Source organism: Paractinoplanes maris (genome assembly GCF_023544465.1).
Classification (GTDB): Bacteria; Actinomycetota; Actinomycetes; order Mycobacteriales; family Micromonosporaceae; genus Actinoplanes; species Actinoplanes maris.
The window spans coordinates 132,120-152,146 of sequence record NZ_JALPVL010000013.1 but is presented as its reverse complement, the minus strand read 5'-3'; the positions used below and the strand labels follow the sequence as shown (position 1 = coordinate 152,146).

The window sequence follows — 20,027 nt, the reverse complement described above, 5'->3', positions numbered from 1 at the left end:
GGAGAGGGAATGGTCATCACGCCTGCTCGAAAGCCGTGTCGCTGGCCAGCACGGCGGCGCCGGTGACGCCGGCCCGGCTGCCCAGCTCCGAAAGGACAACAGGGAGGTTGCCGGTGGCCAGAGGAAGCGACCGGCGGTAGACCACGCTGCGGATCTCGGCGAGCAGCACGTGACCCAGCAGGGCCAGGCCGCCACCGATGACGATCATCGAAGGGTTGGAGAAGGACACCAGCGTGGCCAGCACGCCACCGACGCGACGGCCGCCCTCGCGGATCAGGCGGATGCAGGTGACGTCACCCTCGGCGGCGCCGTCGGCGACGTCGCGGGCGGTGATGGTGATGACCGGCTCCGGACGATCGCCGTCCGGCCCGGCGCCACCCGGCTCCTCGGCCGCCTGGTTGGCGGCGGCCTGATAGGCGGCCAGGCGGTCGGCCAGCGCCGGGGACTCCCCGGAACGGGCGGCCGCGAGAGCCTCCCGGGCCAGGGCGAACCCACTGAACAACGCCTCCAGGCAGCCGGTGTTGCCGCACGAGCAGACCGGGCCGTTGGGGTCGACCTGGATGTGGCCGATGTCGCCCGCGCAGCCGTCGACCCCGCGATAGACCGTGCCGCCCAGGTGTATTCCGCAGCCGATGCCCGTACCGATCTTGACGAACAGGAAGTCGTCGACCGAGTGGGCGACGCCGCCGTGCCGCTCGCCGATCGCCATGATGTTCACGTCGTTGTCGACCACGGCCGGGCAGCCGTGTTCGCGAGCGAGAAGTTCCCGTACGGGATAGCGGTCCCACCCCGGCATGATCGGGGGTGACACCGGGACGCCGTCACGAAAGCTGACCGGGCCCGGAACGCCGATGCCGACCGCGTCGAGCCGGTCGTAGGCGCCGTCGGTGCGAGCCTTGTGCAGCAGCTCGTTGACCCGTAGCAGTATCTGCCGCGGCCCCGAGCGGATGTCGGCCGGCTCGCGGTAGGTCGCCACCGGCTCCAGCCGCCCGTTGGTCACCTCGATGTCGATCGAGCTGGCGCCCAGGTCGACCGCGGCGAATCGCAGCCGCGGGTGCAGCTCGACGAGCGTCGAACGGCGCCCGCCGCGCGACGCCGCCATGCCCGCCTCGGCGATGAGACCGGCCGCGACGAGTCGCTCGACCTCGGCCAGCAGCCGGGGCCGGGTGAGCTCCAGACGGTCCCCCAGCTCGGCTCGGGACACTGGTCCCTCGTCGCGCAGCAGGCGCAGGACCCGCAAGTGGGGAGCATCGGCCACGTGCACGAAAGACCTCCGGAGACGCTTAACACCGGGGTAACCCCTCGGTGTTGTGCTGGTCACAGTAGGCACGTTGGCCTTCGGAGTCCATACCTTCTCGAAGATCAATCCTAACTTTTGTCTATTGGAGCAAAAGTTCGGTTCGTTACCGGTCGTTTACCTCGCTCTGCTTGTCCGTACTCGTCACCCCGGTGCGCCCACGAGAAGACCCCCGGCCGAGGGTCACGGCCGGGGGTCTTTCGTCTCGGGTCAGTTGGTACTGAGGCCCTGTTCACTGCCCTTCTTGAGCTTGCGGTCGTCGCGCAGCTCGAGGAACGGCTCGTCCGACGGGTCGTGGCCGGCCGCGATCGCCCGGCCCCGTTCGAGCTCGGCGTCGAGCTCGGCACCGAGCAGGATCGCGATGTTCGAGATCCACAGCCAGACCAGGAAGGCGATGACACCACCCAGAGTCCCGTACGTCTTGCTGTAGTTGGCGAAGTTGGCCAGGTAGATGGCGAACGCGCCGGACGCGACCAGCCACAGCACGACGGCGAAGATGCCACCCGGGCTGACCCAGCGGAACCCACCGGTCTTGGCGTTCGGCGAGGCCCAGTAGAGGATCGCGAACATCAGGCTGACCAGCAGGATCAGCACCGGCCACTTGGCGATGCTCCAGACCGTCACGGCGACCCCGCCCAGGCCGATCTGCTCACCGACGACCCGGGCCAGATCCCCGGTGAAGACGACGATCACGGCCGAGAGGATGAGCATGATGCCGATGACCGCGGTCACGCCGACCCGGATGGGCAGCGTCTTCCAGATCGGGCGGCCCTCGGGCACGTCGTAGACGGCGTTGGAGGCGCGCATGAAGGCGGCCACGTATCCGGAGGCCGACCAGAACGCCAGAACCAGACCGATGATGGCCGCGAAGCCCGCCGTGCCGGTGTCCTTGACCTGGCTCAGGACGGTGTTGACCAGCTCCTCGATCTGCTGGTTGTTGGCGATCTCGCCCACCGTGTCCTGCACGGTCTGCTGGCCGTTGTCGCTCAGCAGCCCGAGGATCGACACCAGCACCAGCGCGCCGGGGAAGATCGACAGCACGCCGTAGTAGGTCAGCGCGGCCGCCCAGTCGGAGACGTTGTCCTCCGAGAACTGCTTGAAGGTCCGCTTCACCGCGGCCATCAGGCCCTTGCCCTTGAGCTCGGTCGGGCTGTCCGGACCGGCGTCGGGCGACGGCGCCGACAGGTCGTTGGCCTTGTCCTCGCCAGTTTTCGTGGTCGCGACGTCGTAGTCCTTTTGACCCTTCGACCGGGCGCTCTCCGCGTCAGGCGAGGTGGCCGCCTTCTCGTCGTCGTGCTTGTGACCCAGTTTCATCGTCTTCCTCCGGCGCCCAGCGTCTTTGTGGCGGATCGTCCCGCTCGTCGCCGCCACACCGCGGGTGAAGTGCGCTGACGACCCATAGGCGTGATGCCCGCCACCGTGGGCCCTTAATCCCCCTTCACCCCGACGACCATTTCCATCACGGATCAAAAACCGCACGTCAACGCCCCGCCCGGCGGCCCCAGCGCGTTTCCTGCACACCACACGGCCGCCGCACGTGGCCGGTTGCGCTGCGGCCGCGTCACTTGCAGAGCTGCTTCTCCATCCGGCGGCCCGCGACGGTCACCCCGAGGGCCAGCAGAACGAGCAGATAGGCCACGTCGAGGAGCTGGAGCCAGCCCGTCGTGCCGGTGCTCAGCGCCCGGATCAGGTCGACCGAGCGGCACAGCGGGGTCGCCTCGATCAGCCAGCGCACCGCCTCGGGATAGGCCGTCGGCGGGACGAAGGTGCCGGAGAACAGAAACAACGCGAACTGGCCGCCGGCGATGAGGTCGAAATCCTGCCAGCTGCGGATGATCGTGGAGACCGCCATGCCCAGAGCACCGAAGGCCAGACCGACCAGGAAGGTCGCGGGCATCATCACGGCCGCCCGGGCCCAGGTGGTCAGGTCCATCAGCGTCATGATCACCACGAAGGCCGCCGAATAGATCACGCCGCGCACCATCGCCCAGGCCAGCTCGCCGAGCGCGATCTCGATCGGCCGCACGGGCGTGGCCAGGATGCCCTCGTAGAGCCGGACGAACTTCATCTTGCCGAAGAAGTTGAACGTCGTCTCGGACAGCGCCCCGGTCATCGCCGACGCGGCGAGCATGGCCGGCGCCACGAACTCGGCATAACCCACCACCTCGCCGCCGGGCAGCGTGATGTCGCCGATCAGCGCGCCCACGCCGATGCCGATCGAGAACAGATAGAGCACCGGCTCGAGGAAGCCGGACACCATGACCACCCAGTAGGCCGAACGCAGCGTCGAGATGTTGCGCTCGGTCACCGAGGCAGCCCGCCGGCCCGTCCCCTCGAACGAGATCAGCCGGGGCATCACCAGCGTCACCATGATCAGATCACCAGCCTGCGACGGAAGCGGGAGTGGGCGAGGAGCGAACCGGCGGCGCACCAGGCCACCAGACAGGCCGCGTGGAGCACGCCCACCCAGCCCGGGCTGGTGCCCAGAGTCGCGTCGCGGCTCAGCTCGACGCCGTGCCACAGCGGCAACACGTAGGCCACCCAGCGCAGCAGCTCGGGCAACGACTCGACCGGGAAGAACACCCCGGAGAACAGCGACATGGGCAGCACCGCGAACCGGATCAGGATGATCAGATAGCTGTCGCTGGTGATGCTGGCCGCGTAGGCCACCGTGGGCGCGGCCACGGCCAGGCCGACGAACAGCGAGACGACCAGGGTGAGCGGCGCCCACCAGGAGTGGAGCGTGCCGAAGGCGGCCGCCACGGCGAGAAAGGCGACCGAGGTGATCAGGATGCGGAACAGCATGAAGGCGAGGTGGCCGGCGAGGATGTCGGCCACCCGCAGCGGCGCCGCGGCCTGCGCGAAATAGACCTTGAGCCACTCGAAGTAGCTGAGCACCGGCCAGGTGGCCTCGCCGACCGCCGCCTGCAGGGCGGTCGAGGCGATCAGGCCCGGGATGATCCAGTCGAGATAGGGCACGCCGTCGACGCCGGACGACACGTAGGCCCCCACGCCGACCCCGAAGCCGAGCACGGTGAGCAGCGGCATGACCAGCGTCGAGAGCGCGCTGGACTGCCAGGTGCGCCGGTAGTTGACGAGGTGGTATTCCAGAACGGAGAACACGGCGGTCATCTCAGTCGACCAGCGTCCGGCCGGTGAGGTGCAGGAAGACGTCCTCGAGGCCGGCCCGCCGCACGAGCACGCCGGCCGGGCTCAGCGAGCGCCGCTGCACCTCGGCCGTCGCCGCGTCACCGTCGGCCACGTAGAGCAGGATGCGGTCGGGCAGCACCTCGAGCCGCTCGCCGATGCCGGCCAGCTTCTCCGCATACGCCCCCTGGCCCTCGGCGTCGAAGCGCAGCTCGACCACCTCGCGCGTGGAATATCGCTCGATCAGCGCCCGGGGCGAGCCCTCGGCGACGATGCGGCCGCCGTCCATCACCACGAGCCGGTCGCAGAGCTGCTCCGCCTCATCCATGTAATGGGTGGTCAGCACCAGCGTCACGCCCTGCTGCTTGAGCCGGAACAGCCGCTCCCACACCAGATGCCGGGCCTGCGGGTCGAGACCGGTGGTGGGCTCGTCGAGCAGCACCATCTCGGGCTGGTTGACCATCGCGCGGGCGATCGTGAGCCGGCGTTTCATACCGCCGGAGAGCGGCTCGACCTTGCTGTCGGCCCGCTCGGTGAGCTGCACGAACTCGAGCAGCTCGTCGGCCCGGTGGCGGGCCTGTTTGCGCGAGATGCCGAAGAAGCGGGCGTAGGTGGTGAGATTTTCCCGGACGGTCAGCTCGATGTCGAGGTTGTCGAGCTGGGGGCAGACGCCGAGCTTGGCCCGGATGCGGGGGCCGTCGCGCCGCGGATCCATCCCGAGGATCTCGAGGACACCCTCGCTCGGCGGGGAGACACACCCGATCATGCGCATGGTCGAACTCTTGCCCGCGCCGTTGGGCCCGAGGAAGCCGAACGCCTCGCCCCGGCGCACGTCGACGTCGATGCCGTCGACCGCCGTGAAGTCACCGAACCGCTTGATCAGGCCCCGGGCGTGAATGAGGGATTCCACGCCCACGACCCTAAAGACGGGGTACGACAAAAACTCAGTCGGGCGCGGCCATCGTGCTCTGGGCCGTGGCCACCAACTGGTCGGTCAGCTCGAGCACGGCGGCCAGCTCCACCGGCGTGCCCGAGTCGTACCGGACCGCCCAGGTGAGCCCGTTGCGCCCGGCCACCCGGCGGCCCACGACGCGCACTCCGCCCGCGCCGGAGGGCAGCGGATGGTGGATCGTGTAGGCCACCGACTTGGTCACCCGGGTGCGCACCTGGTCGGGCAGGTCACCCGGATCCAGCAGCAGGAAGGTCAGGATCGGCCCGTCGACGAAGACCGTGTAGCCCTCGCGCTCCTCGGCGATCTCGGCCGGCGTGATCCGCAGCTCGCGCCCCGACCAGGCCGCCTTGTGGATGTCGTGCCAGCCGAGGAACTGCGGCGAGCCGGGCAGCCAGAGACCGTGGTTGGTCGCCACCACCGCCTGCTCGTCGGAGACCAGCGCCCAGGCCACGACCCGCTCCTCGGGAGAGAGCCGGGGCTTGAGCGCGGCGGGAAGGGACGGCCGTCGCCGGAGGAAGTTCACAGTTAACCTGCCGCTTGTTCGCGCAGGGCACGAGCCTGCTGTTCGAGCGAGAAGAGCTCGCCGGCCAGGGCCAGATAGGCGTCCTTGTTGGCCACCGGGTTCATCCGCTGCACCTTGGACTTGAGATCACGGATCCGGGTCGTCACCGCACCCCACTGCAGCCGGGCCAGCGTCTTGCGGACATAGACCGGGTCGACCGCGCCGTCGACCCGCAACGGCTCGACCGCCAGCTCGGAGATCAGCCCCTGCCCGGCCAGGTCGGTGCACGTGTCGCGCACCTTCTCGATCCAGACCACGCCGCCCGACGACACCGAGGACGCCCCGCCGGCCTCGTCGACCGCCACCCGGATCGACTGGTAGACCGGGTCGGCGTAGTTCTCGGCGCCGACCACGTCGAACATCGGGCCGGCCAGCACCGGCTCCTGCAGGGCCAGCTTGAGCGCCTCACGCTCGACCAGCCGCTGCGGGGCCTCGACGGCCGGGCGGGCCGGCGCTCCGGACGCGGCCGCGGCGTCACCGCGGATGGCCGAGTTGACCGCCCGCTGCACCGGCTCGAGGTCCATCCCGAGATCACCGGCGAGCTTGCGCGCGTACTCGGGCCTTTTCTCCCGGTCCTTGATCTTGGCGACCAGCGGGGCGGTGCGGCGCATCGCCTCGACCCGGCCCTCGACCGTGTCGAGATCGAACCGCTTGAGCGTCTGGCGCAGCGCGAAGTCGACCAGCGGCTCGCGGCCGGCGATCATGTCGCGCACGGCGAGATCGCCCCGGGCCAGCCGCAGCTCGCACGGGTCCATGTTGTCGGGGCTGACCGCGATGAACGTGCGCCCGACGAAACGCTGATCCTCCTCGAAGGCGCGCAGCGCGGCCTTCTGCCCGGCGGCGTCGCCGTCGAACGTGTAGATGATCTCGCCGGTGAAGCTGTCGCTGTCCATCAGCAGCCGCCGCAGGACGCCGATGTGGTCGATGCCGAACGCGGTGCCGCAGGTGGCCACGGCGGTCGGCTCGCCGGCCTCGTGACAGGCCATCACGTCGGTGTAGCCCTCGACGATCACCGCCCGGCCGCGCTTGGCGATCTCGCGCTTGGCGTGGTCGATGCCGTAGAGCACGTGCGACTTCTTGTAGAGCGGGGTCTCGGGCGTGTTCAGGTATTTCGGCCCGTCGTCGTCGTCGAAGAGCTTGCGCGCGCCGAAGCCGATCACGTCGCCCGACAGATCGCGGATCGGCCACAGCAGACGGCGGCGGAACCGGTCGATCAGCGAGCCCGAGCGGGCCGGTTTGGTGAGCCCGGCCGCGTTCAGCTCCTCGGCGGTGTAACCCTTCTGCCGCAGGTGCTTGGCCAGCGCGTCCCACGAGTCAGGGGCGAAACCGCAGCCGTAGCGCTCGGCGGCGTCGCGCCCGAAGCCCCGCTGGGCCAGGAACTCGCGAGCCTTGCGCGCCCCCGGGGTGCCGAGCTGGTCGCGATAGAAGTCGGCCGCGTCGGCGTGCGCCGCGAGCAGCCGCTGGCGCTGACCGGTCTGGGGCCGCGGGCCGCTCGGCGCACCGTCGGTCTCGTAGCGGAGCTGGATGCCGGACCGGGAGGCCAGCCGCTCGATCGACTCGATGAACGAGAGGTGCTCGGCGTCCATCAGGAACTTGATCGCGTCACCGCCGGCCCCGCAGCCGTGGCAGTAATAGACGCCGCGGGCGGGCGCGACGGTGAACGACGGCGTCTTCTCGTCGTGGAAGGGACACAGCCCCTTCAGATTGCCGCCGCCCGCGGAGCGCAACGTCACCGACTCGCTGATGATGTCGGCGATCGACGTGCGGTCGCGGACGAGCGCGATGTCTTCGTCCTTGACCCGGCCCGCCACGGCATACATCCTGCCTCGCCTCAGGGCCGGGCTGCCACCAGGGTCCCGTGCCAGGTCACCGCGGCCGTGTCGGTGAGCGACGCCACCTGGTCGATCACCACCCGGAGTGCCGCGGCATCACTCTCCGCTTCCTGGTAGAGAGGTCGGAAGATCGGATCAAGAGCTTCCGGCGTACGCAGGAGGGCCGCCACCAGCTCGACCAGGATGACCCGCTGCTGCTCGTACCACCCCTCGGCCGCGCGCGTCCTCATCACGTAGCGCAACGCCATGCCCTTGAGCAGGGCGCACTGCTTACGAACAGTGCGCGGCACGATCAGATCGGCGTCGTACCGGCGGACCGGATCGGTCCCGTACCGGCTCTGCGTCGCGCCGACCGCCGAGGCGACAAAACGGCCGGTCAGCACGCTGGTCATCCGTTTGAGGGCGACCTGTGCGCGGTAGCTGCCGTCGTATCGGGCGACCTCGATCACCACCGGGTCGGCCAGCAGCTGGTCGAGGGCGGCGGCCAGTTCGTCGGCCGGCTCGTCGGAATAGGTGGCGGCGACGTCGGCGCACAGGGCGGCCCGCTCGCCGGCGTCGTCGAGCAGCGGCCGCAGCTTGATGTACTCGCCGTGCACCCCGTCCTCGACGTCGTGCACCGAATAGGCCACGTCGTCGGCCCAGTCCATGACCTGCGCCTCCAGGCAGCGCCGCTCGCCCAGCTCGGCCGGCCGCACCCAGTCGAAGACCGGCCGGTCGTCGGCGTAGACCCCGAACTTGCGGCGGCCCGGCCCGAGCGGCCACGGGTATTTGCAGCTGGCGTCGAGCGAGGCCCGGGTCAGGTTGAGCCCGGCGCCGGGCACCTTGGCCTCGAGCCGGGTGAGCACCCGCAGCGTCTGGGCGTTGCCCTCGAAGCCGCCGCACGACTCGGCCACCTGGTGCAGCGCGTGCTCGCCGTTGTGCCCGAACGGCGGGTGGCCCAGGTCGTGGGCGAGACCGGCCACGTCGACCACGTCCGGGTCGCAGCCGAGGCGCTCGCCCATCTCGCGGGAGATCTGTGCCACCTCGAGCGAGTGCGTGAGCCTGGTCCGCAGGAAGTCGTCGGAGCCCGCCGTGTGTACCTGGGTCTTGGCCGCCAACCGGCGGAACCCGGCGGAGTGCAGCACCCGGGCCCGGTCGCGCTGATAGGGCGTACGCCCGTAGCCGCTGTCCTTGGCGGGCTCGGGGATCCAGCGCTGGGCCTCGAACGCCGTCATGGGATCAAGCCTAGGCGGCGACGGCCGGCCTATTCGCGCTTCGACGACAGCACGCAGAACTCGTTGCCCTCGGGGTCGGCCAGCACCACCCAGCTCACCTCGCCCTGGCCGACGTCGACGTGCCGGGCGCCCATGTTGACGAGGCGCTCGACCTCGGCCTCCTGGTCGTCGGGGCGCAGGTCGATGTGCAGCCGGTTCTTCACCGTCTTGGCCTCCGGGGCCACGCCGAAGAGCAGGCCGGGCAGTTCCTCGCGGCTGCGGCGGATCTCCACCTCGTCGGGCTGCTCGTGCACGATCACGTAGCCGAGCGCCTCGGACCACCAGCGGGCCAGCCGGGCGGGGTCCTCCGCGTCGACAACGATCTGCTCCCATTGGCTCGGCATACACGGTCCCTTCATCGAGAAGTGGCGATCATGTTACGCCGCCATGCCGATTGTGCCCTGTCGGCAACAGCACCCACCGAGGCCGGGACACGGCCCCGCGAGGCCACACCCCCGGGCGGCCGACCATGACGCACAGCGGGTGCGACTGCCCTTCCGGCCGCGGCCGGAGGATGGCCCACGGTGAAGGCGAGGCCACGTCCGGCGTGACCCAGCCCGAACCGACCGGAGGCTCGCCGGTGGCCGCGGCAACGAGGCACGGCACGGCGGGAGCAGCGCAGCGCTGAGGAGAGATGTGCCCGGCGTCGACCACTGTCTACAGGAGGCCATGGCGATTCCTGGCGCCGTCGGCGCCAGCATCGTCGACTACACCACCGGTTTCCCGGTCGCCACGACGGGAGCCGCACCGAATTCCGACCACGAGGCCGCGGCGGCCGGCACGGCCGACGTGGTGCAGGCCGCGAACAGCCGTGCGCTGTACGTCTCGGCCCTGCCGCACGACCTGCTCGAAGACCTGATCATCACGACCGCCGCGGGTTATCACCTGCTGCGCATGCTGCGAACCGACTTCGACAGCCGGCTGGTGCTCTATCTCTGGCTCGACCGGGTTCAGGGAAACCTCGCGGTGGCCCGCCGCCGCATGCAGAAACTCGCCGACGAACTAGTCGCTTCCTAACGGGGACGGGATGACAGTGACAGCCACGAGGACCGGTTCGCCGGGGCACCTGCTCACGCAGGTGGCCGGCGAGCGGGCGAGCGGCGTGCTGGTGGTCGGCGGCCACCCGGGCGGCGCGGTCTTCGTGCTCGAGGGGCGGGTCATCTACGCCGAGTCCCCGGCCGCGCCCGGCGTCGGTGAGCTGCTCACCGCGTCCGGCCGGTTGGCCGCGCGCACCTGGCAGAACGCCCTCGACCTGGGCACCTCCACGGCGCGGGTCGGGCGGCTGCTGGTCGAGCAGGGGCACCTGACCCAGGGCGAGCTGGAGCTCTGCGTGCTGGGTGCGATCTACGACGCGGCGTACTTCGCGCTCTCCCCCGCCTCGGCGCCGGTCGAGTTCCTGGCCGGGGCCACCCACTGGCTGGGCCCGGTCGTGCACGTCGACCCGGCCGCGGTCGACCGCGAGGTGAACCGCCGGGTACGCCTGCTCGACGAGATCTTCCCGGACGCGCGGGTCGACACGTCCCCGGTCGCGCCGGTGCCGCGCCCGCCGCGCGAGCGGGTCACGCTCACCGCACCGCAGTGGGAGCTGCTGGTGAACGCGGACGGCCAGCGCACGCCGGCCGATCTGGCGCTGCTGCTGGGCCGGGCGGGCTACGCCACGATCCAGGAGCTGCGCCGGATGGCCGCGATGGGCCTGATCGAGCTGCCCGAGGTGCGGCCCGAGGGACCCGAGCTCGTGCGGATGCCACGGACCCGGGGCACGGCGGTCGACGTGCAGCGCCCGGTGGTGCGGCCGGACGGCCCGGCGGTGCCGGTGATCACCGGGGCCCGGGCGGCCGCGGCGGTCCCGGCTCCGGCCATCGTCGCGCCACCACCATCCATCCCCCCGCCCCCGGAACCAGCCCCGGAACCAGCGCCGGAACCGCCACCGGATCCGCCGCGCCACTGGCCGGCCGACGAGACCAGCGGCAACCAGCCGGTCTACCGGCCGCCCCGGCTGGCCCGCCGGAAACCCGGGGCCCGGCTGCCCAAGGAGCTCGCCGGTGAATCCCCGCCGGTGCATCAGGGCACCGACGAAGTCCTGCTCAAGCGCATCCGCACCGCATTGCGGGCCCTGCGGTGACACGCGCACCCCCGCCAGCAGAAGGAGTGACCGAGGATGACGGTGGATCCGGCGGTGCTCGAGGAGCTCGACCGCCTGCGAGGCCGCCTGAACGAACTCTCCGGCAGCGTGCTGGCCACCACCGACGGACTGGTGGTGGCGCACGACGCGCACGGCATCGAGCCGGACAGCATCGCCGCGCTGGCCGCCGCGCACCTGGCGCTGGCCCGCCGCTTCGCGCACGCCGTGAGCCACGGGGAGCTGCGCGAGTCGGTGGTCGAGTGCGACCGGGGCTACATCACCTCGTACACGGCCGGGCCGAACGCCCTGCTCACCCTGGTCACGACCGGCGACGCGAACCTCGCGATGGTGCATCTCGAAGCGCGCCGATGCGTACGCCGGCTCGTCCGCATTCTCCGTCTGGACAACAAGCCGCTCGTGCGGCCGGAGATCCCGCAACAGCCGGGACCGGCTGGACCGCTGACCCGGCGCACCCCCATGGCCACCCTGTCGATCAACGCCCGACGTCGGCAGGCCGCGGGCTGACCCGCCCGCTCGTCTCGAACGGTCCGCCATCGAAAGCGGGCCGCCATCCCACCGCACTGGAGGACAATTCCATGGCCGACATGGACACCGCACTCAAAGAGATCATGGAGATCGACGGCGCCGTAGGCGTCGCGCTGGTCGACCACACGAGCGGCATGGCCCTCGGCACGGTCGGCGGCGGCAAGGAACTCGACCTGACGGTCGCCGCGGCCGGCAACACCGATGTGGTGCGGGCCAAGCTGCGGGCGATGGAGATGCTCAACATCACCGAGAAGATCGAGGACATCCTCATCACCCTGGACACCCAATATCACCTGATCCGGCCACTGACCAGCCGGGCCGGCAAGGGGTTGTTCCTCTATGTGGCGCTGCGTCGCGACCGGTCGAACCTGGCCATGGCCCGGCACCAGCTGAAGCGCATCGAGAACGACATGGACGTCTGAGGCGTCCCGCCGCTCGCCGCGGGGAGGGCCGTCCACGGCCCCTCCCCGCGGCGTCTGTACCGTCTGAGCTGTGCAGTTGCCGGAGATCGTGCGCGACGTGGTGAGCGGCGCGATCGGCTACGAAGCGGGCCTCGACGCCCTGACCGTCGCCCCGGCGGCGGAGGTCGACGCGGCGCTCGGCGCGGCGTTGCGCGAGGCGCTGGAGCGGCTCTTCCGGGGCGGATGGCAGCCCGCCGAGCTGCACCGGGTGGTGGCCCGGCTCGGCGATCCGGTGCAGGCCGGGCTGGTCGCCTCGGGCGCCGCGGCGTACGCGTCCCGGTTCGCCGAGGTTGATCCGCGCTGGCAGCAGCAGGTCGCCTCGCTGCCCGCCCCCGGCAAGCGCCCCGACCGCATCACCCTGCTCGACTCGTCGCTGGGACTGCTCCGTGAGCTGCGGCAGCTGCCGTCGGTCGAGGTGCTGATCCCGCCGCCCGGCACCCAGGCCGTGATCTCGGTGAATCGGCCGGACGACCGCATGCTCGAGCGGGTGCGCGCCCTGCTGGCCAAGGCCGAGGCGACCGACTTCCCGGCCGAGGCCGAGGCGTATTCGGCCAAGGCCCAGGAACTGATCGCCCGGCACAGCATCTCCGAGGCTCTGACCAGCGTGAACCGGGCCGAGGTGGTGCCGTTCGCGCGGCGGATCGGCGTCGACCACCCCTACGAGAGCGAGAAGGCCAGCCTGCTCGACGCGGTGGCCCGGGCCAACCACTGCCACACGGTGTGGTCGCCCGAGCTGGGCTTCTCGACCGTCTTCGGCTTCGACGCGGACATCGACGGGGTCGAGCTGCTCTACACGTCGCTGCTGGTGCAGGCCAACCGGGCGATGGCCCGTGACGAGCCGGCCAAGGGCAAGGCGCGGATCAAGGCGTTCCGGCGCAGCTTCCTGGTGGCCTATGCGGTCCGGATCGGCGAGCGCCTCTCCTCGGCCACCCGCCACGAGATCGCCCAGCAGACCCCGGATCTGCTCCCGGTGCTGCGAAACCGCGACCTGCGGGTCCGCGAGGTAATGCAAAAGGCCTTCCCCCGTACGGTGCGGTCGCGCGGCAGCCGGATCGACAGCCTCGAGGGGTGGGAGTCGGGCCGGGCCGCCGCCGACGAGGCCGAATTGCGTTGACAGGTCCGGCAGGATGAGGTCATGAGCCCCCCTGCTTGACGCTGAACCTTCTATGCGGTGCGCGCCTGTTCCGACGGTGTGCCCCTGTACCCGGTGTACGCGTTGCTGTTCGCGGACACCGGACTCTCGACGGCCCAGGTCTCGTCGCTGTTCGTGATCTGGTCGGTGGTGGCGTTCGCAGCCGAGGTGCCGTCCGGCGCGCTGGCCGACGCCTGGTCCCGCAAGCGGCTGTATGCGCTCGGTGAGCTGCTGACGGCGGCCGGCTTCCTGCTCTGGATCCTGTGGCCGTCGTACCCGGGCTTCGCCCTCGGTTTTGTGCTGTGGGGCCTGGGTGGGTCGCTCTCGTCGGGTTCGCTCGAGGCCCTGCTGTACGACGAACTGGCGGCCACCGGGAACGAAGCCGGATACGCCCGCATAGCCGGCCGGGCCAACACCCTCTCGATCCTGGCCATGCTCGCCGCCACGCTCGTGGCCGGCCCGGCCTGGCAGGCCGGTGGCTACGCCCTGGTCGGCGCCTCGAGCATCGCCGTCAAGCTGCTCGGCGGTGTGCTCGCGTTGCGGCTGCCGGAACGTCGCGCGGCCGGCGGCGACGAGGACTCCTACTGGGCCCTGTTGCGGGCCGGCGTCCAGGAGTCGGTCACCCACCGCCGCGTGGGCCTCGCTGTGCTGGTCGCCGCCCTGGTGCCGGGCTTCACCGCGCTCGACGAATATCTGCCGCTGCTGTCGCGGGACAAGGGCGCCTCGACGGCCGTCGTCCCCCTGCTCTTCGCGGCCACCGCGCTGGCGATGGCCGTCGGCAGCGCCCTGGCGTCCCGCCGCTTCCCGTTGCCGGCCGCCCTGACGATCGCCGCCGGGCTGGTGGCGGCGGGCGCGTTCCTCCCGCACTGGACCGGCATGCTCGTCATCGCGGCGGCCTTCGGACTGCTCGAATACTCGATCGTCCGCTCCGAGACCCGCCTGCAGGACTTGATCACCGGGCCGGCGCGCAGCACGGTGCTGTCGGTGGCCGGCTTCGGCGGCGAGGTCTTCGCGGTCGTGCTCTACGCCGCCTTCGCGGTCGACCTGCCGCTGGCGGTGCTCTTCGCCCTGTGCGCCGTGCCCCTGCTCGTCACCGCCGCGATCGCCCGCCGGTGATCAACCGCCGCTGTTCTCCATCTCGGCACCCTCGGGGACGATGTCGTCGTCGCGGCTGTCGAGCCACCCGTGGGGCAGCGAGACCTTGCCGGGCGCGTTGATCCGGCCGCGCGGCTTGCCCAGCTCGCCGACGGGGAACGGCTCGCCCGGGTCGAGCTTCTCCAGCAGGTCGTCCAGCTCGGCCAGCGACGAGATCATCGCGAGCCGGCGCCGCAGCTCGCCGCCGACCGGGAAACCCTTCAGATACCAGGCCACGTGCTTGCGGAAGTCGGCGCAGCCGTGCTTCTCGTCGCCGAGCGCGTCGACCAGCAGCTCCGCGTGCCGCGACATGATCTTTGCGACCTCGCCCAGCACCGGGAGCACGGGCTTGTAGTCGGCGCCCTCGGTGAAGGCGGCCTCCAGGTCGGCGAACAGCCACGGCCGGCCCAGGCAGCCCCGCCCGACCACGACGCCGTCGACGCCGGTGTGCTCGACCATGCGCAGCGCGTCCGAGCCCTCCCAGATGTCGCCGTTGCCCAGCACGGGCACGTCGAGTGCCTGCTTGAGGGTGGCGATCGCGTCCCAGTCGGCGTTGCCCGAGTAACGCTGCTCGGCCGTGCGCGCGTGCAGCGCCACCGCGGCCACGCCCGCCTCCTGGGCGGCCAGGCCCGCCTCGACGTAGGTCAGGTGGTCGTCGTCGATGCCCTTGCGCATCTTGATCGTGAGCGGGATGCCGTAGGGCCGCGCCGCCTCGACCGCCTGATGGACGAGCCGCCCGAACAGCTTGCGCCGCCACGGCAGAGCCGACCCCCCGCCGCGCCGGGTCACCTTGGGCACCGGACAGCCGAAGTTGAGGTCGATGTGGTCGGCCAGCCCGTCCTCCCCGACCATCCGCACGGCGGCGGCCGTCACGTCCGGGTCGACGCCGTAGAGCTGCAGACTGCGAAAGTCCTCGTCCTCGGCGAACGTGATCATCTGCAGCGTCTTGGGGATCCGCTCGACCAGCGCCCGCGTCGTGATCATCTCGCACACGTACACCCCGCCGCCCTGCTCACGGCAGAGACGCCGGAAGGCCACGTTGGTGATCCCGGCCATCGGGGCGAGCACAACGGGCGGTTTCACGGCGTGGTCGCCGAGCATGAGCGGTGCAGTCACGCCTACGAGGATAGTTGCCCCTTCTCCGTACGCTGAAAGCATGGAGGCCCGGAAGCTCAGCGTCTGGAAGAGCAAGTATCAGGTCACCGACCGTGGCCGGGAGATCGCCACCTGGGACAGCTCGGTCTGGAAGACCGGCGGCGAGTTCACCCTCGACGGCCGGCGGTTCCAGGTCCGCTCCAACGCCTGGGGCAGCAAATACGCGATGAAGGACGACACCGGCACCATCGTCGCCGCGGCCGACCGCGTGGGGCGCAAGCGCTGGACCGTGTCGGCCGACGGCCAGACCTACCAGTTCCGCCGCAAATCCTTCTGGGCCAGCGAGGAGGAGCTGGTCCTGGGCGACACCCGGGTCGGCTCGGTCCGCAAGGCCAGCTTCTGGGGCGGCACCGTCGAGGTCGAGCTCCCCACCCTCACCCCGGCCCTGCAGCTCTTCGTCCTGGGCGTCGTCATCAGCAAGTGGGAGGCCGAATCCGCCGCAGCCGCCTCCAGCGGCGGCGGCTGACCAGAGGCTGCCTACGCCGGTCGCCTGCTGAGGACACTGCGTACTGAACAATGCCTCTCGATCCACGACCCGCTGACCGGACAGATCCATCCGGCGAGTTCCAGGGCGGTGAGCCGGATGTCGTCGACAGGCCGGTTGAACATCGGCTCGTGGTGCGCGAGCCGGTTACGAGAGAGGTGCAGCACCTCGACTGCGTCTTGAACGACACGCCGTCGACGCTGCCCCGGAAAGACTTTGAACAGCATCTGCCGCCAGAGAGACTCGTCGTAGTGAGCGGCCAGCAGCACCCGCCAGAAGCCGAACGGAAGCTCGGCCACAACGCTGCCCGGCGTCTCGTCGAGGCTTCGGTGCCGCCTCACACGCTGTCGCGCGATACGAATGACCTCCGCTTGGCGGGGCTGTAAAAGTCCTCCAGGATCCAGATACCACCGCGGTTCGTCGAATCGTCGGATCGACCATGCCGTCAGGTTGTCGTGGATGGCGTTCCGCAGGACCACCTCGACGTGTCCGATCGTCGTGGCCAGCGCAGCCGACAGAGCCGCGCTCCAGACATAGAGATCGAAGCCGGACGCGATATCACCACCTCCGGCAACGACATACGGGCTCAACCGTTCCGGTGAGAGTCGACGGGTCATCGCCCTCATCTCGGCTGGTCCACGTGCATCGCATGGCCCCTTCCCCCCGATGTGGGCTAAGCTGGGCGCAGAAACCCCGGACAGCCTCTGCCTCGGCATGCGGCCGGGGTTCTTCTTTTCCGGCCCGAGTCCGACGCCGCCACATACTAGACGCACGACAACCTGTCGCACATCAAGGCAGGACCGGCCTGTGGACAGAAGCGGATCTGGCACAGTCGGAGCATGGGCGATGAGCGTGGGGCGGGCCGGCGGCTGGTGGTGGTTTTCGAGTCGGCGGTGGCTGAGGCCATCCTGCGGCTGACGCCGGACCTGGGCTTTCAGACTGTGCTGGTCGAGCCGGACGAGAGCCGGCTCCGCGGGACGCCCCGGCCGCACGGGGACCGGTTCGTGCGGGATCTCGCGGCGGCCAACCTCGACTCGCACACCGATGTCGTGCTCACCGATCACGACCGGGTGGAGGTCGGGGACATCCTCGTCGAGGCTCTGGCCGGCGAGACGCGCTACCTCGGCATCATGGGGAACCCCAAGAACGAAGGGCCGCACGTGGCGGCCCTTCGTTCCCTGGGTGTTGCGGAGGAGCAGATCGCCCGGGTGCACCGGCCGATCGGGCTCAACATCAGGGCCCGGACGCCGGCCGAGATCGCGCTGGCGACCCTGGCCGGGCTCATCGCCGATCGCAACGACCGGCCGGGCGGTTTCGTCTTCTAGCAGCCGGGCAGGCGCTTGATCAGGTAGTCCTCGATCTGGCTGAGGGCCACCCGCTCCTGCTTCATGGTGTCGCGGTCGCGGACCGTCACCGCGTCGTCGGTCAGCGTGTCGAAGTCGACCGTGACGCAGAACGGCGTGCCGATCTCGTCCTGCCGGCGGTAGCGCCGGCCGATCGCCTGCGAGTCGTCGAACTCGACGATCCAGCGCTTGCGCAGGTCGGCCGCCAAACCCTTGGCCTTCGGCGACAGCTCCGGGTTGCGCGACAGCGGCAGCACCGCCACCTTGACCGGGGCCAGCCGGGGGTCGAAGCGCATGACCGTGCGCTTGTCGACGCCGCCCTTGGTGTTCGGGGCCTCGTCCTCGTCGTACGCCTCGAGCAGGAACGCCAGCACGGCCCGGGTGAGGCCGGCCGCCGGCTCGATCACGTACGGCACCCAGCGCTCCTGCTTCTCCTGGTCGAAGTAGGAGAGGTCGACCCCGGAGTGCTTGGAGTGCGTCGTCAGGTCGAAGTCGGTGCGGTTGGCGATGCCCTCGAGCTCGGCGAACTCGGTGCCGCCGAACTGGAAGCGGTACTCGATGTCGACTGTGCGCTTCGAGTAGTGCGAGAGCTTCTCTTTCGGGTGCTCGAAGAAGCGCAGGTTGGTCTCGGAGAGCCCGAGGTCGAGATACCACTCCCAGCGCTGCTGGAGCCAGTAGTCGTGCCACGTCTCGTCACTGCCGGGCTCGACGAAGAACTCCATCTCCATCTGCTCGAACTCACGCGTACGGAAAATGAAGTTGCCCGGCGTGATCTCGTTGCGGAAGCTCTTGCCGATCTGGGCGATGCCGAACGGCGGCTTCTTACGGGCCGCGGTGGCCACGTTGTTGTAGTTGACGAAGATGCCCTGGGCGGTCTCGGGCCGCAGGTAGTGCAGGCCCTCCGCGCTCTCGGTCGGGCCGAGGTAGGTCTTCATCAGGCCGTTGAACATCTTGGGCTCGGTGAAGGTGCCCTTGTTGCCGCAGTTGGGGCAGTTCAGCTCCTGCAGCGAGGCCGGCGGCGAGCCGTGCTTGGCCTCCCACGCCTCCTCGAGGTGGTCGGCGCGGAACCGCTTGTGGCAGGACTGGCACTCGGTCAGCGGGTCGACGAACGCGTCGAGGTGACCGGAGGCGGCCCACACGTCGCGGGCGAGGATGACGGCGGAGTCGAGACCGACGATGTCGTCACGCTGCTGCACCATCGTGCGCCACCACTGGCGGCGGACGTTCTCCTTCAGCTCGACGCCGAGCGGACCGTAGTCCCAGGCGGAGCGGGTTCCTCCGTAGATCTCGCTGGAGGGGAAGACGAAGCCGCGGCGCTTGGCCAGGCTGACGACGGAGTCGATACGGTCGGCGGGCATGTTCCTCCTACGCCGGCTGGGTGTCGGCGGGGACCAAGGATCAGGATGGTGGATCAGGACAAAGGGAGAGATTACTCCCCGAGCTCGCACACCTCGAACGCACCCGTGGACGTGTTCTGGTCGAGCGACGCCTCGAGCTGCTCGGTCTGGCCGTCCTCGTAGGTCGCGTCGAGCGGCACCGTCCCGGTCATGCTGTTGAACGTGCCCGTCCGCCAAGCGGTGATGCGCTGCTCGCCCTCGACCCGGGTGCGGAACTCCGCGGCGGTCTCGTCGCGCTTCGCCCGGCCGCAGAGCTGACCGTACGCGTCGTCGTAGAGCCGGGCCTTGAGCGCGGTGAGGTAGTCGTCGACCGCCGACTCGGCCTGCTCGTTGAGCGCGCCCTGCACCGAGGAGCCGAGCCCGATCAGCGCGGCCACGCCCCCACTGCAGATGAGCACCACCACGCCGGCGCCGATGCCCAGGCTCAGGCCGAGGCGCTTGCCCTTGCCCTCGACCGGCGGCGCCGGGAACGGCGGCTGGACACCCGGCCCCGGCGGCGGGGCGGGAACGTGAGGCGCCGTCGTCATGGGGTCAACAGTAGTCGTCAGCGCCAGGGTTGAGAGGCCCGGTCGCTCTCGGCCACCACCACCGTCCCGCCCGGCTCGGCCGAGGCCAGGGTCTCGAGAGCGGACGGCTCGTCGACCGACTCGGCGAGCAGCGGGGTGGCGTGCACCTTGACGTCGAACGCCCCCAGGGCCCGCCGGTAGGCTCCGACCGACTCCCACTCGGTGACCAGGATCCACCAGGACGGGTCCTCGAGCGCGCGGGTCAGCCGGCCGGACAGATAGCCGGGGCGCTCGGCCAGGGCGGCCAGCGCGGCGTGCGCCCGGGTGAGAAAGCCGTCCTGAGTCTCGGGCGGCACGACGAAGCGGTTGAGCACCAACATGCGACGAGGGTACGCAGTGACGAGGAGTGACTCAGTGACGCCTACGCCATCCGACCATCTGCTGCGCCGGTTGACCCGGGTGAGCCCGACGGCGGCGTTCGTGGCCGCGCTCGTGGTGATGATCGCCGGCCTCTTCCTGCCCGGCATCGTGGGTGCCGCGCTGCTCTTCGTGCTGGCGCTGGGTCTGGCCGCGCTCACGTTCACGACATGGCCGGTGCAGACGGCCTCGACCCGGGTGCTTCGCCTGCTGATCCTCGCCCTGCTCATCGCCGTGGTGGTGGCCAAGGCGCTCTAGACACATGCGGTTTTGACAATCATTGTCAT

General features: G+C 70.3%; 23 protein-coding genes. 9 read left to right on the top strand and 14 right to left on the bottom strand.

Annotation, left to right across the window (positions count from 1 at the left end; translation table 11 throughout):
- Window positions 1–16: 16 nt before the first annotated feature.
- The 9 genes from NAG42_RS33845 to NAG42_RS33805 form a co-directional block, all read right to left on the bottom strand.
- Window positions 17–1,264 (bottom strand): ROK family transcriptional regulator, encoded by a 1,248-nt coding sequence (locus NAG42_RS33845; RefSeq protein WP_250036047.1) that lies wholly within the window; start codon window positions 1,262–1,264, stop codon window positions 17–19.
- Window positions 1,265–1,507: 243 nt separating this feature from the next.
- Window positions 1,508–2,611 carry a YihY/virulence factor BrkB family protein gene (locus NAG42_RS33840; protein ID WP_250036046.1) on the bottom strand — a complete coding sequence of 368 codons (1,104 nt, stop codon included), beginning with the start codon at window positions 2,609–2,611 and terminating at the stop codon, window positions 1,508–1,510.
- A gap of 247 nt (window positions 2,612–2,858) precedes the next feature.
- On the bottom strand, window positions 2,859–3,668 hold the full coding sequence (locus NAG42_RS33835) for an ABC transporter permease (RefSeq protein ID WP_250036045.1): 810 nt from the start codon (window positions 3,666–3,668) through the stop codon (window positions 2,859–2,861).
- 2 nt (window positions 3,669–3,670) lie between these two features.
- Window positions 3,671–4,429, bottom strand: a complete 759-nt coding sequence (locus NAG42_RS33830) for an ABC transporter permease (protein WP_250036044.1) — start codon at window positions 4,427–4,429, stop codon at window positions 3,671–3,673.
- A gap of 1 nt (window position 4,430) precedes the next feature.
- Window positions 4,431–5,354 carry an ABC transporter ATP-binding protein gene (locus NAG42_RS33825; RefSeq protein ID WP_250036043.1) on the bottom strand — a complete coding sequence of 308 codons (924 nt, stop codon included), beginning with the start codon at window positions 5,352–5,354 and terminating at the stop codon, window positions 4,431–4,433.
- Window positions 5,355–5,388: 34 nt separating this feature from the next.
- Window positions 5,389–5,919, bottom strand: a complete 531-nt coding sequence (locus NAG42_RS33820; protein ID WP_250036041.1) for a hypothetical protein — start codon at window positions 5,917–5,919, stop codon at window positions 5,389–5,391.
- A gap of 2 nt (window positions 5,920–5,921) precedes the next feature.
- Window positions 5,922–7,778, bottom strand: a complete 1,857-nt coding sequence (gene dnaG / locus NAG42_RS33815; protein ID WP_250036039.1) for a DNA primase — start codon at window positions 7,776–7,778, stop codon at window positions 5,922–5,924.
- Window positions 7,779–7,789: 11 nt separating this feature from the next.
- A complete protein-coding gene (locus tag NAG42_RS33810; protein WP_250036037.1) occupies window positions 7,790–9,004 on the bottom strand; it encodes a deoxyguanosinetriphosphate triphosphohydrolase in 1,215 nt (404 codons plus the stop codon).
- A gap of 29 nt (window positions 9,005–9,033) precedes the next feature.
- Complete coding sequence (locus NAG42_RS33805) at window positions 9,034–9,387, bottom strand: VOC family protein (protein WP_250036036.1); 354 nt, start codon at window positions 9,385–9,387, stop codon at window positions 9,034–9,036.
- Between the two features lie 325 nt (window positions 9,388–9,712).
- Here NAG42_RS33805 and NAG42_RS33800 point away from each other — a divergent pair, with 325 nt between their 5' ends.
- The 6 genes from NAG42_RS33800 to NAG42_RS33775 all read left to right on the top strand — a co-directional run bounded on the left by NAG42_RS33800 (window position 9,713) and on the right by NAG42_RS33775 (window position 14,420).
- The gene (locus NAG42_RS33800) at window positions 9,713–10,060 is read left to right on the top strand and encodes a hypothetical protein (protein ID WP_250036035.1); all 348 of its coding nucleotides are present in this window, start codon (window positions 9,713–9,715) and stop codon (window positions 10,058–10,060) included.
- Window positions 10,061–10,070: 10 nt separating this feature from the next.
- Window positions 10,071–11,165, top strand: coding sequence for a DUF4388 domain-containing protein (locus NAG42_RS33795; RefSeq protein ID WP_250036034.1), 1,095 nt, complete (start codon window positions 10,071–10,073; stop codon window positions 11,163–11,165).
- A 36-nt stretch (window positions 11,166–11,201) separates the two neighbouring features.
- Window positions 11,202–11,690, top strand: coding sequence for a roadblock/LC7 domain-containing protein (locus NAG42_RS33790; protein ID WP_250036033.1), 489 nt, complete (start codon window positions 11,202–11,204; stop codon window positions 11,688–11,690).
- 71 nt (window positions 11,691–11,761) lie between these two features.
- Complete coding sequence (locus NAG42_RS33785; RefSeq protein WP_250036032.1) at window positions 11,762–12,133, top strand: hypothetical protein; 372 nt, start codon at window positions 11,762–11,764, stop codon at window positions 12,131–12,133.
- 70 nt (window positions 12,134–12,203) lie between these two features.
- Entirely contained in the window at window positions 12,204–13,286 is a 1,083-nt protein-coding gene (locus NAG42_RS33780; protein ID WP_250036031.1) for a DUF2786 domain-containing protein, read from the top strand.
- 57 nt (window positions 13,287–13,343) lie between these two features.
- On the top strand, window positions 13,344–14,420 hold the full coding sequence (locus NAG42_RS33775; protein WP_250036030.1) for an MFS transporter: 1,077 nt from the start codon (window positions 13,344–13,346) through the stop codon (window positions 14,418–14,420).
- Here the strand turns inward: NAG42_RS33775 and dusB are convergent, their stop codons facing one another.
- Window positions 14,421–15,539 (bottom strand): tRNA dihydrouridine synthase DusB, encoded by a 1,119-nt coding sequence (gene dusB / locus NAG42_RS33770; RefSeq protein WP_250036309.1) that lies wholly within the window; start codon window positions 15,537–15,539, stop codon window positions 14,421–14,423.
- 55 nt (window positions 15,540–15,594) lie between these two features.
- Between dusB and NAG42_RS33765 the strand changes: the two genes are divergently transcribed.
- Window positions 15,595–16,059, top strand: coding sequence for a hypothetical protein (locus tag NAG42_RS33765; protein ID WP_250036029.1), 465 nt, complete (start codon window positions 15,595–15,597; stop codon window positions 16,057–16,059).
- A gap of 11 nt (window positions 16,060–16,070) precedes the next feature.
- Here NAG42_RS33765 and NAG42_RS33760 read toward each other — a convergent pair whose 3' ends face one another.
- Window positions 16,071–16,694 (bottom strand): Abi family protein, encoded by a 624-nt coding sequence (locus NAG42_RS33760; RefSeq protein ID WP_250036028.1) that lies wholly within the window; start codon window positions 16,692–16,694, stop codon window positions 16,071–16,073.
- A 222-nt stretch (window positions 16,695–16,916) separates the two neighbouring features.
- On the opposite strand from NAG42_RS33760, the gene NAG42_RS33755 reads away from it, so the two are divergent.
- Window positions 16,917–17,402: an XdhC family protein gene (locus NAG42_RS33755; RefSeq protein ID WP_250036027.1), complete on the top strand. Its 486-nt coding sequence runs from the start codon at window positions 16,917–16,919 to the stop codon at window positions 17,400–17,402.
- Here the strand turns inward: NAG42_RS33755 and NAG42_RS33750 are convergent.
- From NAG42_RS33750 to NAG42_RS33740, 3 genes are all read right to left on the bottom strand, one after another.
- Window positions 17,399–18,778, bottom strand: coding sequence for a glycine--tRNA ligase (locus tag NAG42_RS33750; protein WP_250036025.1), 1,380 nt, complete (start codon window positions 18,776–18,778; stop codon window positions 17,399–17,401). The genes NAG42_RS33755 and NAG42_RS33750 overlap by 4 nt on opposite strands.
- A 71-nt stretch (window positions 18,779–18,849) precedes the next feature.
- A complete protein-coding gene (locus NAG42_RS33745) occupies window positions 18,850–19,344 on the bottom strand; it encodes a hypothetical protein (RefSeq protein WP_250036024.1) in 495 nt (164 codons plus the stop codon).
- A 17-nt stretch (window positions 19,345–19,361) separates the two neighbouring features.
- Entirely contained in the window at window positions 19,362–19,703 is a 342-nt protein-coding gene (locus tag NAG42_RS33740; protein WP_250036023.1) for an antibiotic biosynthesis monooxygenase family protein, read from the bottom strand.
- A 34-nt stretch (window positions 19,704–19,737) separates the two neighbouring features.
- On the opposite strand from NAG42_RS33740, the gene NAG42_RS33735 reads away from it, so the two are divergent.
- Window positions 19,738–19,998 (top strand): DUF6703 family protein, encoded by a 261-nt coding sequence (locus NAG42_RS33735; RefSeq protein ID WP_250036022.1) that lies wholly within the window; start codon window positions 19,738–19,740, stop codon window positions 19,996–19,998.
- Window positions 19,999–20,027 lie beyond the last annotated feature (29 nt).

What these genes read in the sequence shown, in the direction of transcription:
- NAG42_RS33835 (WP_250036045.1), bottom strand. Translation starts at nt 3,668, where the DNA reads ATGGTGACGCTGGTGATGCCCCGGCTGATCTCGTTCGAGGGGACGGGC.
- NAG42_RS33785 (WP_250036032.1), top strand. Translation starts at nt 11,762, where the DNA reads ATGGCCGACATGGACACCGCACTCAAAGAGATCATGGAGATCGACGGC.
- NAG42_RS33755 (WP_250036027.1), top strand. Translation starts at nt 16,917, where the DNA reads ATGGGCGATGAGCGTGGGGCGGGCCGGCGGCTGGTGGTGGTTTTCGAG.
- NAG42_RS33745 (WP_250036024.1), bottom strand. Translation starts at nt 19,344, where the DNA reads ATGACGACGGCGCCTCACGTTCCCGCCCCGCCGCCGGGGCCGGGTGTC.
- NAG42_RS33765 (WP_250036029.1), top strand. Translation starts at nt 15,595, where the DNA reads ATGGAGGCCCGGAAGCTCAGCGTCTGGAAGAGCAAGTATCAGGTCACC.
- NAG42_RS33805 (WP_250036036.1), bottom strand. Translation starts at nt 9,387, where the DNA reads ATGCCGAGCCAATGGGAGCAGATCGTTGTCGACGCGGAGGACCCCGCC.
- NAG42_RS33810 (WP_250036037.1), bottom strand. Translation starts at nt 9,004, where the DNA reads ATGACGGCGTTCGAGGCCCAGCGCTGGATCCCCGAGCCCGCCAAGGAC.
- dusB (WP_250036309.1), bottom strand. Translation starts at nt 15,539, where the DNA reads ATGCTCGGCGACCACGCCGTGAAACCGCCCGTTGTGCTCGCCCCGATG.
- NAG42_RS33790 (WP_250036033.1), top strand. Translation starts at nt 11,202, where the DNA reads ATGACGGTGGATCCGGCGGTGCTCGAGGAGCTCGACCGCCTGCGAGGC.
- NAG42_RS33800 (WP_250036035.1), top strand. Translation starts at nt 9,713, where the DNA reads ATGGCGATTCCTGGCGCCGTCGGCGCCAGCATCGTCGACTACACCACC.
- dnaG (WP_250036039.1), bottom strand. Translation starts at nt 7,778, where the DNA reads ATGTATGCCGTGGCGGGCCGGGTCAAGGACGAAGACATCGCGCTCGTC.
- NAG42_RS33840 (WP_250036046.1), bottom strand. Translation starts at nt 2,611, where the DNA reads ATGAAACTGGGTCACAAGCACGACGACGAGAAGGCGGCCACCTCGCCT.
- NAG42_RS33830 (WP_250036044.1), bottom strand. Translation starts at nt 4,429, where the DNA reads ATGACCGCCGTGTTCTCCGTTCTGGAATACCACCTCGTCAACTACCGG.
- NAG42_RS33740 (WP_250036023.1), bottom strand. Translation starts at nt 19,703, where the DNA reads ATGTTGGTGCTCAACCGCTTCGTCGTGCCGCCCGAGACTCAGGACGGC.
- NAG42_RS33795 (WP_250036034.1), top strand. Translation starts at nt 10,071, where the DNA reads ATGACAGTGACAGCCACGAGGACCGGTTCGCCGGGGCACCTGCTCACG.
- NAG42_RS33750 (WP_250036025.1), bottom strand. Translation starts at nt 18,778, where the DNA reads ATGCCCGCCGACCGTATCGACTCCGTCGTCAGCCTGGCCAAGCGCCGC.
- NAG42_RS33760 (WP_250036028.1), bottom strand. Translation starts at nt 16,694, where the DNA reads ATGACCCGTCGACTCTCACCGGAACGGTTGAGCCCGTATGTCGTTGCC.